The sequence below is a fragment of the Larkinella ripae genome, assembly GCF_054780775.1.
In genome coordinates, this window is the sequence record NZ_BAAGVR010000001.1 from 296029 (window position 1) to 309755 (window position 13727).

9 protein-coding genes are annotated in these 13727 nt (G+C 55.2%); 6 read left to right on the forward strand and 3 right to left on the reverse strand.

The window, feature by feature from the left end; all coding sequences use genetic code 11:
* Window positions 1–3: 3 nt before the first annotated feature.
* From ACYVHX_RS01320 to ACYVHX_RS01330, 3 genes are read left to right on the forward strand one after another with little or no spacing between them, the layout of a single operon-like run.
* Window positions 4–1512 (forward strand): RagB/SusD family nutrient uptake outer membrane protein, encoded by a 1509-nt coding sequence (locus ACYVHX_RS01320; RefSeq protein ID WP_460669788.1) that lies wholly within the window; start codon window positions 4–6, stop codon window positions 1510–1512.
* A gap of 41 nt (window positions 1513–1553) precedes the next feature.
* Entirely contained in the window at window positions 1554–3140 is a 1587-nt protein-coding gene (locus ACYVHX_RS01325; RefSeq protein WP_460669789.1) for a family 16 glycoside hydrolase, read from the forward strand.
* A 50-nt stretch (window positions 3141–3190) separates the two neighbouring features.
* Window positions 3191–6181: a PVC-type heme-binding CxxCH protein gene (locus tag ACYVHX_RS01330; protein WP_460669790.1), complete on the forward strand. Its 2991-nt coding sequence runs from the start codon at window positions 3191–3193 to the stop codon at window positions 6179–6181.
* Window positions 6182–6226: 45 nt separating this feature from the next.
* Here the strand turns inward: ACYVHX_RS01330 and ACYVHX_RS01335 are convergent, their stop codons facing one another.
* Window positions 6227–7468 (reverse strand): sensor histidine kinase, encoded by a 1242-nt coding sequence (locus ACYVHX_RS01335; protein ID WP_460669791.1) that lies wholly within the window; start codon window positions 7466–7468, stop codon window positions 6227–6229.
* Window positions 7469–7863: 395 nt separating this feature from the next.
* Here ACYVHX_RS01335 and ACYVHX_RS01340 point away from each other — a divergent pair, with 395 nt between their 5' ends.
* The 3 genes from ACYVHX_RS01340 (at window position 7864) to ACYVHX_RS01350 (ending at window position 10147) form a co-directional block, all read left to right on the forward strand.
* Window positions 7864–9030, forward strand: coding sequence for a PID-CTERM protein-sorting domain-containing protein (locus ACYVHX_RS01340; RefSeq protein ID WP_460669792.1), 1167 nt, complete (start codon window positions 7864–7866; stop codon window positions 9028–9030).
* Window positions 9031–9083: 53 nt separating this feature from the next.
* The gene (locus tag ACYVHX_RS01345) at window positions 9084–9659 is read left to right on the forward strand and encodes a hypothetical protein (protein WP_460669793.1); all 576 of its coding nucleotides are present in this window, start codon (window positions 9084–9086) and stop codon (window positions 9657–9659) included.
* Between the two features lie 305 nt (window positions 9660–9964).
* Window positions 9965–10147 (forward strand): hypothetical protein, encoded by a 183-nt coding sequence (locus tag ACYVHX_RS01350; protein WP_460669794.1) that lies wholly within the window; start codon window positions 9965–9967, stop codon window positions 10145–10147.
* A gap of 451 nt (window positions 10148–10598) precedes the next feature.
* On the opposite strand, the gene ACYVHX_RS01355 is transcribed toward ACYVHX_RS01350, so the two are convergent.
* Window positions 10599–11285 (reverse strand): GAF domain-containing protein, encoded by a 687-nt coding sequence (locus ACYVHX_RS01355; RefSeq protein WP_460669795.1) that lies wholly within the window; start codon window positions 11283–11285, stop codon window positions 10599–10601.
* A 297-nt stretch (window positions 11286–11582) separates the two neighbouring features.
* A complete protein-coding gene (locus tag ACYVHX_RS01360) occupies window positions 11583–13709 on the reverse strand; it encodes a xanthine dehydrogenase family protein molybdopterin-binding subunit (RefSeq protein ID WP_460669796.1) in 2127 nt (708 codons plus the stop codon).
* Window positions 13710–13727 lie beyond the last annotated feature (18 nt).

A 13727-nucleotide genomic window follows, 5' to 3' on the forward strand; every position in this document is an offset into this window, starting at 1 on the left:
ACTATGAAAAATAAAGCCTTACTCGCGGGAATTCTGCTGCTGACCGCCAGCGCCTGCACCGATTTTCTGGAGGTGGTTCCCGAAACCGTGTTGACCCCGGCCAGTTTTTACCAGTCGAAGGCGGATTTCGAGCAGGCCGTCGGCGGTATTTACGCCCCTTTGCAGGGCCTTTACAACCAGGATTGGGTGCTGAACGAAATGCGGTCCGACAACACGCACTTTGTGTTCAACATCGCCCAGCGCGGCCCCAAACCGGAGGAAGACCCTTCGACTTTTACGATTGAAAACAACAACCGCAATACCGCCGGAAAATGGACGAACGATTACCTGATTATTGCCCGCGCCAATCAGGTTCTGAGCACCATCGACGCCGTGGAGTTCGATCAGCCTTCCAAAGACAACCTGAAAGGTCAGGCGTATTTTCTGCGGGCGTTTGCCTACTTCGATCTGCTGAAAAACTTCGGGGGTGTTCCCCTTTTTCTGGAGCCGGCCACCTCCTACCAGGGCACGTTCAAACCCCGCTCGGAAAGTGCGGAGGTCTACAAACAGATCATCGCCGATGCCGAGCAGGCCGCCAAACTGCTGCCCGCCAAAGCCGCCCAGACGGCGGGCCGGATGGCGTCGGGGGCGGCTTACACGCTGCTCGGGGACGTGTACATCAACCAGAAGCGCTGGGCCGAAGCCGAAACCGCCTTGAAACAGGTAACCGCACAGGGCTACGCGCTGCTGCCGGAATACGCGGACATCTATAAACCGTCGAACAAGACAAACAACGAGATCATTTTCGATGTGCAGTACGCCGAAGGAACCTCCCAGGCGGTGAGCAATTACCTGCCGTACCGGTTTTTGCCGGTCCTGGCGGACCCTTCCGTCATTACGGGCGTGAAACCGTCGGCGTCCAACACGGACGGCTGTTACAACACCCCGACGCCGGATTTGCTAGCGGCTTACGAAGATCCCGTCAAGGACAGGCGCTATGCCGCTTCGATCGGTTTTTACTCCGGTCCGTCGCCCCTGATCGGCATCACGTACAAAGACACGCCCTACATCAAAAAATACCAGCACCCGCACGCGCGCTACGGCGAAACCGGCGTCAACTGGCCCGTTTACCGCTACGCCGAAGTGGTGCTGATGTTGGCCGAAGCCGCCAATGAACAGGGAAAACCGGCCGATGCCGCCGGTTTTCTAAACCAGGTCCGGACGCGGGCGGGCCTGCCCGCCACCACCGCCACCAGCCAGACGGCCCTGCGCGACGCCCTCTGGCGCGAACGCCGGATTGAGCTGGCTTTTGAGAACAAACGCTGGCACGATCTGGTCCGCAGTGGGCTGGCGGTCAAGACGATGAGCGAGTACGGCGCGCGCATCAAGGCCAACCCGCAGAAATATTACTACCCGGCGGGTAGCGGACCAGCCGCGACGGCTTTTAACGTTACAGATCGGGATTTGCTGTATCCGATTCCCATTGGCGAAATCATTATCAATCCGGAGTTAAAGCAAAATCCGGGGTATTAAAGACCTGCTTTTTTTAAACCTTGTGAGCCAACGATTTACGTATGACCTTTCCCCAACTCTTCGGTACGGGTTTCCGTTTCTCCGGTTTCCGCCACTGGTTACCGCTCTTTTTCGGCTTGGCGGTTTTTGGTGGCCACGCCCAAGCCCGGCTTGACAAAACGTTCTTCAATGGCCGGGATTTAACCGGCTGGTCGGCGGTGGATAAACCGTACTGGTCGGTGAAAAACGGCGCCATCGTGGGCCACGCGACGCAGAACGTTGCCAGGAACAAATTCCTCTGGTCGGCGGTCAAAGTAGCTGATTTTTACCTCAGTATCGATGTCAAACTCGAACCGGACGACCGCAATGCCGGGATTCAGTTCCGCTCCCGGAAATCCGACGAAACCGGACAGGCGCTGGGCTATCAGGCCGATATGGGTCAGGATGTCTGGGGCCGGCTGTACCACGAACACGGTCGGCAGAAACTCGACTGGTCGGACCGGGGCGAGAAAGCCGTCCGGCGCGGCCAGTGGAACCACTACGAAATCTTGGCGGTAGGCGACCGCATCTGGACGGCCATCAACGGAAAACTGGCCGTTGCCGTCAAAGACCCCGGTGGCGATGCGTCGGGCTACATCGCGCTCCAGATTCACAGCGGAGAACCGCAGACCGTTACCTACAGGATTAACAAGTTGATCCACAATCCAGAAGTCGCGCTGGCCGGGCTGACGGAAACCCAACTGAACAGTCAGTTGAAACGGCCGGAGGACAAACGCCAGACTCAGGTTTCACCCGGGTTCAGGTCGGGCGACATCCTGGCGTTTGCGGGCGGGGCCAACATGGCCGCCATGCGCAAAGACGGGATTCTGGAAACGCGGCTGCTGGCGGCTTACCCGACCACCCAACTCCACATCTGGAATCTGGCGTGGGACGGCGACACGGTTTTTGAGCAATTCCGGGATGTCGGTTTTGGCAGTTGGGGGCGGAATCTGGACAGCCTCGGCGTCAACACGGTTTTTGTGCAATTCGGGCAAATGGAATCGCTGGCGGGTGAAAAAGCCATTCCGCAGTTTGCGGCAGCCTACCGGAAATTGCTGGCCGGTATTCGGAAAACCGGCCGGCGCGTGGTGCTGCTTTCGCCCGTTCCGTTTGAACCCGGGCGCTTACCCCGTACCCCACTGGGAAAAGCCAGCAGTCCGTTAGGCACGGCGCCCGTCGAACGGTATACCGCAGCCATCCAGGAACTGGCCGAAGCTGAAGGATACGATTTTGTTGATCTGTTTCATCCGCTCCGGGCCGCTGCGTCGTCCGGTTCGCTGACCACCGACGGTTTGCACTTAAACCCCGACGGGCAGCAGCTGGTGGCGACCCAGATTCTCAAACACCTGAATCCGCCGGGGCAACCCCAGCCGAAACTGGAAGCGCTCCACGCGGAAGTTCAGAAGAAAAATGTCCTGTGGTTCAACTACTGGCGGCCGAGCAACTGGGCTTTTCTGAACGGCGACCGGGTTACCGTGCCGTTCAGCCACGACTGGAAAGACAAAACCCGCCGGATTTTTCCCGAAGAAATGAAAGCCTTTGAACCGCTGATCCGGGAAGCCGAGCAGCGAATTGAGGAAGAACAAAAAAAGCTGGCGCCGGTGCGATAAATCCGGTTTTTGCCGACCGAACGATTTCCTATTCCCTGACTTTGTGGCTGATGACTCCTGTTCCGAAAACCGTCCGTACGCTTACCGTAACCTTTCTGCTTTTTGTCGGTCAACTCACGTTTTGCCGGGCCCAGACGATCAACCCCATGTCGGTGTCACCGGCGGAATCGGACAACTCGGTGGCCGCCGAACTCAACTCGTTCCAACTGGCCGACGGCTACAAAATTGAGCTGTTTGCCTCCGAAGAACTCGGCATTGCCGATCCCTGCGCCATGCGGTGGGACGAAAAAGGGCGGCTCTGGGTGCTGACCATCCCGTCGTATCCGCAATTGACGGCCGGCCAAAAACCATCCGACAAACTCGTTATTCTCGAAGACCGCAACGGCGACGGCAAAGCCGAAACGTCTTCTGTTTTCGCGGACGGTTTGATGATGCCCCTCGGTTTTGAACTCGGCCACGGCGGGGTTTATCTGGGCGAACAAACCGAACTGGTGCTTCTGAAAGACACCGACGGCGACGGCAAGGCCGACTCGCGGGAGGTGCTGATGTCGGGTTTTGGCACGCACGATTCACACCAGACCATCAACTCGTTTCTCTGGAGTCCGGGCGGGGAGTTGTTCTTTTCGCAGGGCCACAGCATCTACAGCCGGGTAGAAACCGCCTGGGGCATCGAAAAAGCCGACCGGGCGGCCATCTGGCGGTATCGGCCGCTGCGTCGGCAACTCGACAATTTTCTGGACGGTTCGATGGCCAGCGTCAATCCGTGGGGCATGAACTTCGGCGAATGGGGCGAGATGTTCCACAAAGCCAACGACCCCGAATTGTTTTATACCGTGCCGGGCCTGGTCAAAACCGCCCACCGGGCCCTGCTCCCCCCCATTGGCAAGCTGGTCATCAAAGGCTCGATCATCGAAATTATCCGCACCAAACACCTGCCCGACGATCTGAAAGGCGATTTTGTCATTGCCGGGTATTACAACAACAAAATCGAACGAATGCGGGTCGCGGGTGATTCGTCGGGTTATACGGCCCGCTTGCTGGACCCGATTCTGAGTTCGAGCAGCCGCAGTTTCCGACCCATCGACATCAAAGTGGGACCCGACGGCGCGCTGTATGTGCTGGACTGGTACAACCCGATTATCGGACACTATCAGGCATCCATGCGCCACCCCGACCGCGACAAAACCCACGGACGCATCTGGCGGATTTCGGCCACCGGCCGGCCGCTCGTTCAGGCCCCGAAACTGGCCGGACAGCCGGTGGCGGCTTTGCTGGATCAGCTCAAATCCGACGAACACTGGGTGCGGTACCAAGTCAAACGCCTGCTGGCCGAAAAGCCGCTTACCGACGTGCAGCCCGCCCTGATGGAGTGGGTTGAAAAACTAAAACCGGGTGATCCGAACGACGAACACCACCGGATGGAAGCCCTCGGTGTGTTTGAAAGCCACGAACTCGTCCACGAACCCCTGCTGCGGCAACTGGCAAATGGGAAAGAACCGGGTGCGCGGGCCTACGCTGCCCACGTTGCCGGGCGCTGGTCCGACCGGCTGGCGAACCCGCTGGCGGTGCTGGAGCCGCTGCTCAATGACGAACAGGCGCGGGTGCGGCTAGAAGCACTGGTGGCCGTCAGCACGGTGCAAACGCCCGAAGCCATGACGCTGGCCACGCAGGTGCTGGACCATCCGATGGACAAATTTCTGCGGTACGCGCTGAACAAAACCGCTTATGCGTTGCAGGAAGCCTGGGAACCGGCCTTAAAAACCGGCGAGCTGAGGTTTAAAAATCCGGCGCATCTGGCCTGGCTGATCAGCGTTTTACCGCCTTCGTGGTACCCTTCCGAGCAGTACCGGAAATTGATCGGCATCGGGACTCTGAGCCCGGAAATTCGGCGCAGCCTGTTGCTGAGTCTGGCCAAAACCGGAAAAACCGCCGACCTCGAATTGGTGTTCCGTCAGCCATCGGCCCAGACCGATGCGGTTTTGCTCGAAAGCCTGAGTAAACTGGAAACCAAAACCGCATCGCCGGTAACGGTTTCTTCCCTGAAAAACAGCCTGACGCTCTCGAAATCGGCGGAGGTCAACATGGCCGCTATTCACCTGGCGAGAGCCTGGAAAATCGGGCCGGTGGTGCCGATGATCAACACCCTTTCCATGAACCGCCAGACCGATCAGCGGGTCCGGGCGGAAGGGCTGAAGGCGCTGGTGGAACTGCGGGGCCGGGCAGTTTTGCCTTTGCTGCAAAACCTGGCGGGCGCGTCCGAAACGCCCCGGCTGCTCCGGCTGGCTGCGTTGCAGGGCTTGAGTGAACTGGATGTGGCCCTGGCCGCCCGGGCGACCCTGAAGGAAATGCAGCGGACCGACCCGACGGCCGACGCCATGCGCGAGGTCCTTACGCCCCTGATCGACCAGCGGGGTGGCCTGAAGGCTTTATCGGCCGAAGTGGCGAAAACCGCCCTGTCAAAACCGCAGGCCCGGCTGGTGCTGGAAGCCCTGGCGATCAAAGGCATCAACGCGCCCGAACTCAGCAACCGGCTGAACAGCATGGCCGAAGAACGGACGGTGGCTTCCCGGCAGTACAATCCGGAGTACGTTGAGAAGCTGGCCAGAGCCGTCAAAGAGCAGGGCAATGCCAAACGCGGGGCGCTGATTTATCAGGCCAATCCGAGCTGCTCGGCCTGCCACGCCCTGAACGGCAAGGGCGGCACCATCGGCCCGAACCTGTCGGCCATTGGCCGGGGCCTGTCGTCGCGGGAAATCATTACGGAGGTGCTGTGGCCCAATCAGAACATCAAGGAAGGCTACAACCGGGTGCAGGTGGAAACCAAAAAAGGCGAGATCATTCAGGGCATCAAGGTGTTCGAAACCGCCGAGGTGATCCACATCAAAACTACGGGTTCTTCCAAAAACCGCATCCTTACCAAAAAGGAACTGGCGAGCCAGACCGAAAGCGGTTCGCTGATGCCGACCGGCCTGATGGACGCCTATTCGGAGGACGATGTGCGGGATCTGATCCGGTATTTAAGCGAACTGGGGAGTAATTGAAAAACCGGAAATAAGTGATTCAGACCGGAGAAAAACCGGATCGATTCAGGCAACCGGCAAGCGAATCGAAATAGTGGTTCCTTCGCCCACGGTTGACTGCGCCCTGATCAGGCCAGCGTGGTTGCGAATGATTTTGCGGCAATACGCCAGCCCGAAGCCTTCGCCGATCCGGTCTTTATTCGTCGGCAACTGGGCGAACAGATCAAAGATTTTTTCCAACTGATTGTGCTCAATGCCAATGCCATTGTCTTCAATCTGGATCTGCACAAACCGGACTTCGGCCCCGGTCGGTAGCTGCTCCTGGCGCTGGGCCGGGCTCAGTTCCTGGTGGGTAATGGTGATAAGCGGCAAAACGCCACTTTTGGAAAATTTGATCGCGTTGCTGATCAAATGGTAAAACAGTTGTTCGATCTGCGACGGGATGGCCTGAACGGTTGGCAGTTCGGCAGCGTGAATCGTTGCCTTTTTCTCGTTTAGCTGCGGCCGTAAGCGCGTACTGACGTCGGCGACGACTTTATTGAGGTCCACCTGCTCAAAGAAAATTTCGTCGTCGTCTAACACCGAAAAATCAGTTAAGCCTTTGATCATCAGAGAAAATTTCTGCGCGCTGGAATTAACTTTTGACGCCAGACCCTTCATCTGATCAACATCTTTTCGATCGGTGGCGTCAACCAGCATTTCGCTAAAAATCCGGATTTTCCGAAGCGGCTCCTGCAAATGATGACTGGAAAGCCGTTGATATTGCCGGTTTTCGTCGATCGAATCCGTGAGTTGCTGGCTTAAATTCTGGACCACAAACTGAGTCCGGTCCAGCAAATCCAGTTGCTGAATATGAAAGGAAATCAAATCCGCGAACAGACTAAACAGGCCCACCACCTTTGAATTATTGAGCTGAGCAGGCCGGGGATCAATCGCGCAAAGGGTACCGAAAAATTCGCCATTTTTCAGAATAATCGGAAAGGAAATATAGCTTTGAAACCCATACATCAACGGCGTATGGTGGTTACAAAATGCCACGCTCTCCTGTACGTGGTCGATAATGACGGCTTCCCGGTTCCCCTGAATTTCGTTGCAAATGGTGGTTTCGATTTTTAACTCGTCCCCCGGGACCAGCCCAAACCGGATATCATCCTGAACGCTACAGGCAATCCAGCGCTCCGGCGTGACCCGGGCAACGGCCGCAAATCCCATCCCGGTCGTCTCGCAGATAACATCCAGGATGGTGGGGACAATCGGAATTTGTCTAATCCGTTCAAGATCCTTCGATAAATCGCCGTCTGTATACATCGTTCACCAAACCGTATTCGAATCAAAGGTAATCATTTGTTTCCATTGGAGTACCAGCCGTCGCCACCGGATAGAGTCCGCCCTTACCAAAACCGCCCGGCAGTTGTCCCGCCAACAAGCTGATTCTGATTAGTGTACAAGCGCATTTCCGCACAGCCGTTTTCATCGGTTCTTTTGGAGAATGGCGGTTCTCCTATCAATACATGAGCAGATTTTAGGATAGCAACGAACTCACCTAATTCCCTAGAAATTCTACTTATCCCCATATAATAACTTAATAGTAACTTTTGGTTCGTATAAATAAAAAATAATTGATATTTGTTCAATCAATTTACACATAATAAGTCCCTAGGTGAGCATAAAAGCTGGCCAAAGGCTTAGTTTTTTGCCTTAAAGTGCCAGTAAATGCCTTTGAGGGTTTCCTGTACGAATTTACTGTACTATTTGTTAGTAATGTCCAGCGTTTATGTACAATAGATTTTTATCTTTCTGAGCCCATGCGAAAAAACTATTTCCTTCCTGCACTGCTTATTCTCTGTACATTTACTTATCTGCCAGGTATGGCCCAGAGTGGCTCCAAGGCCACGGAAAAAAGCTCAAAAGATGACGAAAATCGCGTTGATATCTCTGATAACGAGCGCCTTTCTGCTCTCTTTATCACGATAATGGCCCTGTTTGGTATAAGTAAAAACACTCCCCAAACTGCCAAAAACCACCCTTCTGGTAAAAATGGAGGAAATGCCCGACCTGCCACCCTGGCAGCGGCATCGCCCAAAATGGTAGGGACAACACCGAAAGCGGGGGACCTGTCTTCAGCCAGGGGCAATAGCGGCCCCAATTTCAGAACGGCCGCCAATTCTTCGACGCAACCCAACTCTTCGTTACAACACAACTCTCCGGCCCAGACCAGCTCTGGCTCTCCGGGACAACACAACACTTCGTCCCAGACCAGTTCTTCGACGCAAACCAGATCTTCGTCGAATAAAGGTACGGGAAGTCTGGCAGGCAGCGGGAGCAAAACGTTCAAGAGTGCGGGTAATTTCACGGCGTCCAGCGACCAAAAAAATGCCGGATCTGGTAAAAACTATTCATCGTCTACCTGGGAAAAAAACGGTAAGACGAACGAAAGGCACGCTTCGGCGGGAAGCAGTGAGAATTCCAAGCCGTCCAAAAGCTATTCTTCAGCCAACGGCCCAGGAAGTGCCGGTTCTGGTTCTGCCGGAGCATCACCTGCTAATGGACAAAGTGGCTCCGCCGATCCCGGACCACGCGGTTCAGGAAATGGCGGAACGGGCGGAACGGGCGGGACGGGTTCCGAAAACCTTGCCTCCAATGGCCCCGCAAGCCCACCAGCGGGTTCAGGCTCTTCAGTTGACGGTCCTTCCAACAACCTGGAAATGCCGTCCTATCCGGATGCCGGCGGTTTTCCTGATTCTAAAACGGGTGCCAACGCTCCCCTAGACGGTGGCGTAAGCATTCTGCTACTGGCAGGAGCCGCAGCCGGCATTAAAAAGGCCTATCAAAAAAGAAAAGAAGCAGCCAATAAAGAGACTCAAAACTAAGCTGAACCCCTTCGTTGCACCGTGCTAACGGCCTCATTTTCCCCGCATCCTACATGCTAAAAAATTTAAACAACAGCTTACTGAAATACCTGGACATCGCCTATTTCAGTAAGCTGTTTGTCTTGTTTGCCGTTTTATACTATTTCAATCTTTTTTACTGGGGCCTGACGGATCCCAGAAATTACTACAGTTATTTCCTGGACCACTATCTGAATTACATCGACTGGTTTGGCCTGTCCATCCTGCATACGGCCCGTCTTTTTACGACTGTTTTTGGATTCAGTGCGACCGTCGTTCCTCCCCAAATTCTGAAAACCGCCAGCGGAGCGAACGTCATTTTATCATTTAGCTGTTTAGGCTTCGGAATTCTCAGCTTCTGGGTTGCTTTCATCCTGGCGTATGCGGGTCACTGGCAGCGAAAACTGCGCTGGGGCGTAGCCGGGGTTGTTTTTATCTGGTTTATCAATTGCTGCCGCATAACCCTTCTGTTAGCGGCTCTGGAAAAGGAATGGAAGACCGTTTATCTGAACCACCACGACCTGTTTAATCTGGCTTCGTACGCCATCGTTCTGGCTTTAATCTATTCCTACACCCGGGAATCTACCGTGAAGGTCGGCGCAACCCACTGACCGCGTAGCTTTTCCCGGCGGCATTCTTGACCCGTTACGTCCTTTCTTCATCCTCCTATTACGCCGGATTTCCGGCTTCTTCCAGCCCAGGAATCGTCCTTCTTTGGCCAATCAACGCAACTTCCCGGCCTACTTACAGCCGGCGTTAACGTGGTTTTAATCCGCTTTAATACGAATTAAACTTCCGTTAATAATCTCACAGTCAGCACGTTTTCATTGACAAAGGATCTACTTTTGTATCGTCACGTAACACAAGCCATCTCGCGTCTTTGAAAGAATGGCGCTGCATTTAACCAAAACCTACCATGAAAAAGTTACTATTCTCTCTCCTGCTTATCGTCATCGCTATTGTTTGCACCGTCGTCGTCAGCCCGGCGTCCATCCGGGATACCTTGACCACCATCGGTAGTTTTGAGCTGATGGGCATCGGCGTCATTGCCTGGATGATCAATTCGTCGTCAACGATCGTAAGTGAAGAATACTGTTAAGTGAGCCCAACCGCCAGATATCCCTGAAAACCGTAACTGATTTTAACCTATAGTAGCAAATCTCTATTAATCTCCTTAAGAATGACAGCGGGGCCCAGGCCCCGCTGTCGGTTTTTGGGCCCCTCACAAAGAATGCGGTTTGGCTTTTCAACGACCTTCAGCAGACCGTACGTTCTGTCAAAAATTAACAAAACCGCCCCTTTGGTTTCATTTTTTTGCTTCCGCCTGATTTCTACGTTCATGGCTTTCCGCAGCGTCAAGGACTGCGTTTTCCGCAGTCTTTACCTGGGCATTACGCTTCGTCTGTGTTCTACCGAGGTGCGATATAATCAGCGAATGTCCGAATAAACCGCCTGGTGCGCGGGCAACTGAAAGAACCGGAACCCGGCAAAAGGCAACACCCGGAAGGGTGTACCAGTACGCGGTTTTTCAACCAGCGCCCGGGGCCGGACTATCCGGCCTGCGGAGCGGTCAATTTCAGTGCAGCTTGCCGGATGGCGTCCAGCGCTTCGACCTGATCGGTACGGGGCGAATTGGCAACTAGGGTTTCACTCGCCTGGAGGATGGCCTGAGCCGCGTATCGGGACTTAATTTTTTCCTGACGGGCGAATTGCAGACTTTGCCGGCTTTTTTCTAATTCTTCCCGGACCTTTCTCAATTCAAACTCGCCCGCCACCCACTTAGCCAGGGCTTTTAGGGACGCGATCTGATTTTCGGTGAGGGTCCGCGGGCGTTTGTCAATCACACAGAGCGAGCCCAGCGGATAGCCATTGGGATTAACCAAAGGAACCCCGGCGTAAAAAACCACATGGGGATCGCCCGTGGTCAAGGGGTTGTCGTGGAAACGTTCATCCTGCCGGGCATCCGTAACAATAAAAACCTCCTCCGGATTCAGGATGGCGTGGGCGCAAAAAGACTCTTCCCGTGCGGTTTCGTCGCCCTTCAGCCCCTGTTTGGCTTTGAACCACTGCCGGTTTTGATCGACCAGACTAATCAGCGAAATGGGGGTGCGGCAAATTTCCGAAGCCAGTCGGATAATGTCTTCAAAGACGGGCTCGGGCAGGCTGTCCAGCAGGTTATAATCCGCCAAAGCCTGCAAGCGCGCAGCTTCGTCGGGAGGTAATGGCGCCGGTTTCATAGAAAAAAGTTCATAACGTTAAGCAAACGGCATTCGGCGACAGAAAGTCGTCGATAAATATAAGATTTTAACGGATTAAGTGAAACCCAAACGAAAATCAGGATGAAGCAGAAAGCGCCGTGCCGGATACCAGACCGGTGTTCGCAATGACAAGGCATGATCAAAAAAGGCTAACCCACTCCTGATGAGATTCTACGCTCCGAGCCTGATCAGCATTGATTCAAAAAACGTGCCTCCCGCGGTGGGTGGACCTCTTTTCAACATCAGCCGTTCTTTTCAGAAAACCGGAAAATAATCCTACAGCAGCTTGTCGGGTGTAATGGGCAATTGCCGGATGCGCTTGCCAGTCGCGTTGAAAACCGCATTGGCCACGGCGGCTGCCACCCCCACAATGCCTACCTCCCCAATGCCCTTTACGCCCAGGCTGTTCACGATTTTATCGTCTTCCCGGATGAAAAGCGCTTCGAGCGAACCAATGTCCAGGTTGGCCGGAACATGATAGTCCGCCAGGGAGCGGGTGACGAAGTTGCCCCAGCGGGGATCGACCACCGATTCTTCGGTCAGGGCCATGCCAATGCCCCAGACGCACCCGCCCAGGATCTGCGAACGGGCGGTTTTGGGGTTCAGGATGGTACCCGCACCGGTAACGGCCAGAAACCGGGTCACCCGCACCATCCCGGTCGCTTTATTGACCCGTACTTCGGCAAAATTGGCGTTAAAACTATGGCACGAATACGCTTCGGCACTCGCGGGCGGTTTGGAATCAACCCGGGTCTGAAAATCCACTACATTTTCAGAAACCATCAGTTGCCCCGCCGTTGGGCGAACAAAAAACTGTTTGCCGGATTTGGCAATTAGCTCATCCGTAATTTTGACGCAGGCATCCTGCACGGCGTTGGCATAACTGGCTGCGCCCACGGAACCCACCGCGCCCGCGGCCGGAGGCAGGGAGGAATCGCCAATCCGGACGGTGATGTTTGCAAGGGGCAGACTCAGCGCATCGGCCGCCGTTTGGGCCAGGATGGTATGCGTTCCCGTTCCCAGATCGGCAGCCGCCAGTTCGACGGTTGCCGTTACGTCACGATCTTTCCGTTGCAGTTTAACCCGTGCCGACGTGGGGCGCTGGTGAGCCGGATAGGTGCCGCAGGCTACCCCGTAGCCGACCAGGTAGTCTCCCTGCTGGTTCTGTCCCGGTTCCGGTTTGCGTTTTTCCCACCCGAAGGCTTTAGCGCCTTCCTGCAAACAACGTACGGTGGACCGCGATGACCAGGGTTTCCCGTTGGAGGGGTCGCGCTCCGGCTCATTTTTCAATCGAAGCTCGATGGGGTCGATTTTCAGCTGGTAAGCCAGTTCGTCCATAGCCGATTCCAGGGCAAAACTACCCGTGGATTTCCCCGGTCCCCGGGTGTAAGTGGGCAAAATCAGGTTCATCGGAACCACCCGGTAGGTAATCAGCGAATTGGGAACGTCGTACATGAGCTTGGAGCAGTCTCCGCAGGGTTCAACAAATTCGTTGTCAATCGCGCAGTGCGTTGTCGTCTCGTGCAGAAGAGCCGTCAGCTTACCGTCTTGCGTGGCCGCCAGACTCACCTTCTGATCATTTCGCTGCCGCAACCCCACCGAGGTAAAAAGCTGCTGGCGGGTCAACGCCAGTTTTACCGGACGATTTACTTGTTTAGCCGCCACGGCTGTCAGCACCAGATTGGCCCACTGACCACCTTTGGAGCCAAACCCGCCACCGATGTAGGGCGAAACAATGCGAACCTGTTCGGGTTGGAGGTGCAGCGTTTTGGCCGCTGCGGTTTGCGCTCCGTTTACGATTTGGGAACTGTTATAGAGCGTCAGCTGGTCACCGGTCCACTCGGCGATGGTCGCATGAGGTTCCATCGGGTGGTGGTGCTCGATTGGCGTTGTGTACAGGGCTTCGACCTTTATGTTGGCACTCTGAAGAGCCGACGGCGCGTCCCCGCGTTTGGCATCGGCCCTTTCTTTATCTTTTGGCCGAACGGCTTTGTCCGCCAGCTTGTCAAAATCAATTTTAGCCCCGGTTTTTTCGTAGGCGACCTTCACCAGACGCGTAGCGTGCCGGGCCTGCTCGAAGGTTTCGGCCACCACCAGGCCAATATGCTGTCCGTAGAACTCAATAACGGGGCTTTGCAGCAATGCACCTCCCCGAATGCCGCCCTCGGTATCAAGCTTCGGGGCATTCTGGTGGGTGATCACGGCTAAGACGCCCGGGGCTTTTTCGGCCGCGGCCGTGTCGATCGACCGGATTTTGCCGGCCGCAATTGTGCTCTTGAACACAACGGCGTAAGCCATATTCTTTACCGGATAATCCGTTGAATAAGCGGCTTTTCCCGTTACTTTCAGAATTCCGTCGATCCGGTTCACCGGCGTACCGGTTAGTTTACTCTTCTCCTGCATGGACGTATTGCTTAAACA

Bases quoted from the DNA above. Each gene is read 5' to 3' on its own strand.
- ACYVHX_RS01320 (WP_460669788.1), top strand. From the start codon at position 4: ATGAAAAATAAAGCCTTACTCGCGGGAATTCTGCTGCTGACCGCCAGC.
- ACYVHX_RS01325 (WP_460669789.1), top strand. From the start codon at position 1,554: ATGACCTTTCCCCAACTCTTCGGTACGGGTTTCCGTTTCTCCGGTTTC.
- ACYVHX_RS01330 (WP_460669790.1), top strand. From the start codon at position 3,191: ATGACTCCTGTTCCGAAAACCGTCCGTACGCTTACCGTAACCTTTCTG.
- ACYVHX_RS01335 (WP_460669791.1), bottom strand. From the start codon at position 7,468: ATGTATACAGACGGCGATTTATCGAAGGATCTTGAACGGATTAGACAA.
- ACYVHX_RS01345 (WP_460669793.1), top strand. From the start codon at position 9,084: ATGCTAAAAAATTTAAACAACAGCTTACTGAAATACCTGGACATCGCC.
- ACYVHX_RS01350 (WP_460669794.1), top strand. From the start codon at position 9,965: ATGAAAAAGTTACTATTCTCTCTCCTGCTTATCGTCATCGCTATTGTT.
- ACYVHX_RS01355 (WP_460669795.1), bottom strand. From the start codon at position 11,285: ATGAAACCGGCGCCATTACCTCCCGACGAAGCTGCGCGCTTGCAGGCT.
- ACYVHX_RS01360 (WP_460669796.1), bottom strand. From the start codon at position 13,709: ATGCAGGAGAAGAGTAAACTAACCGGTACGCCGGTGAACCGGATCGAC.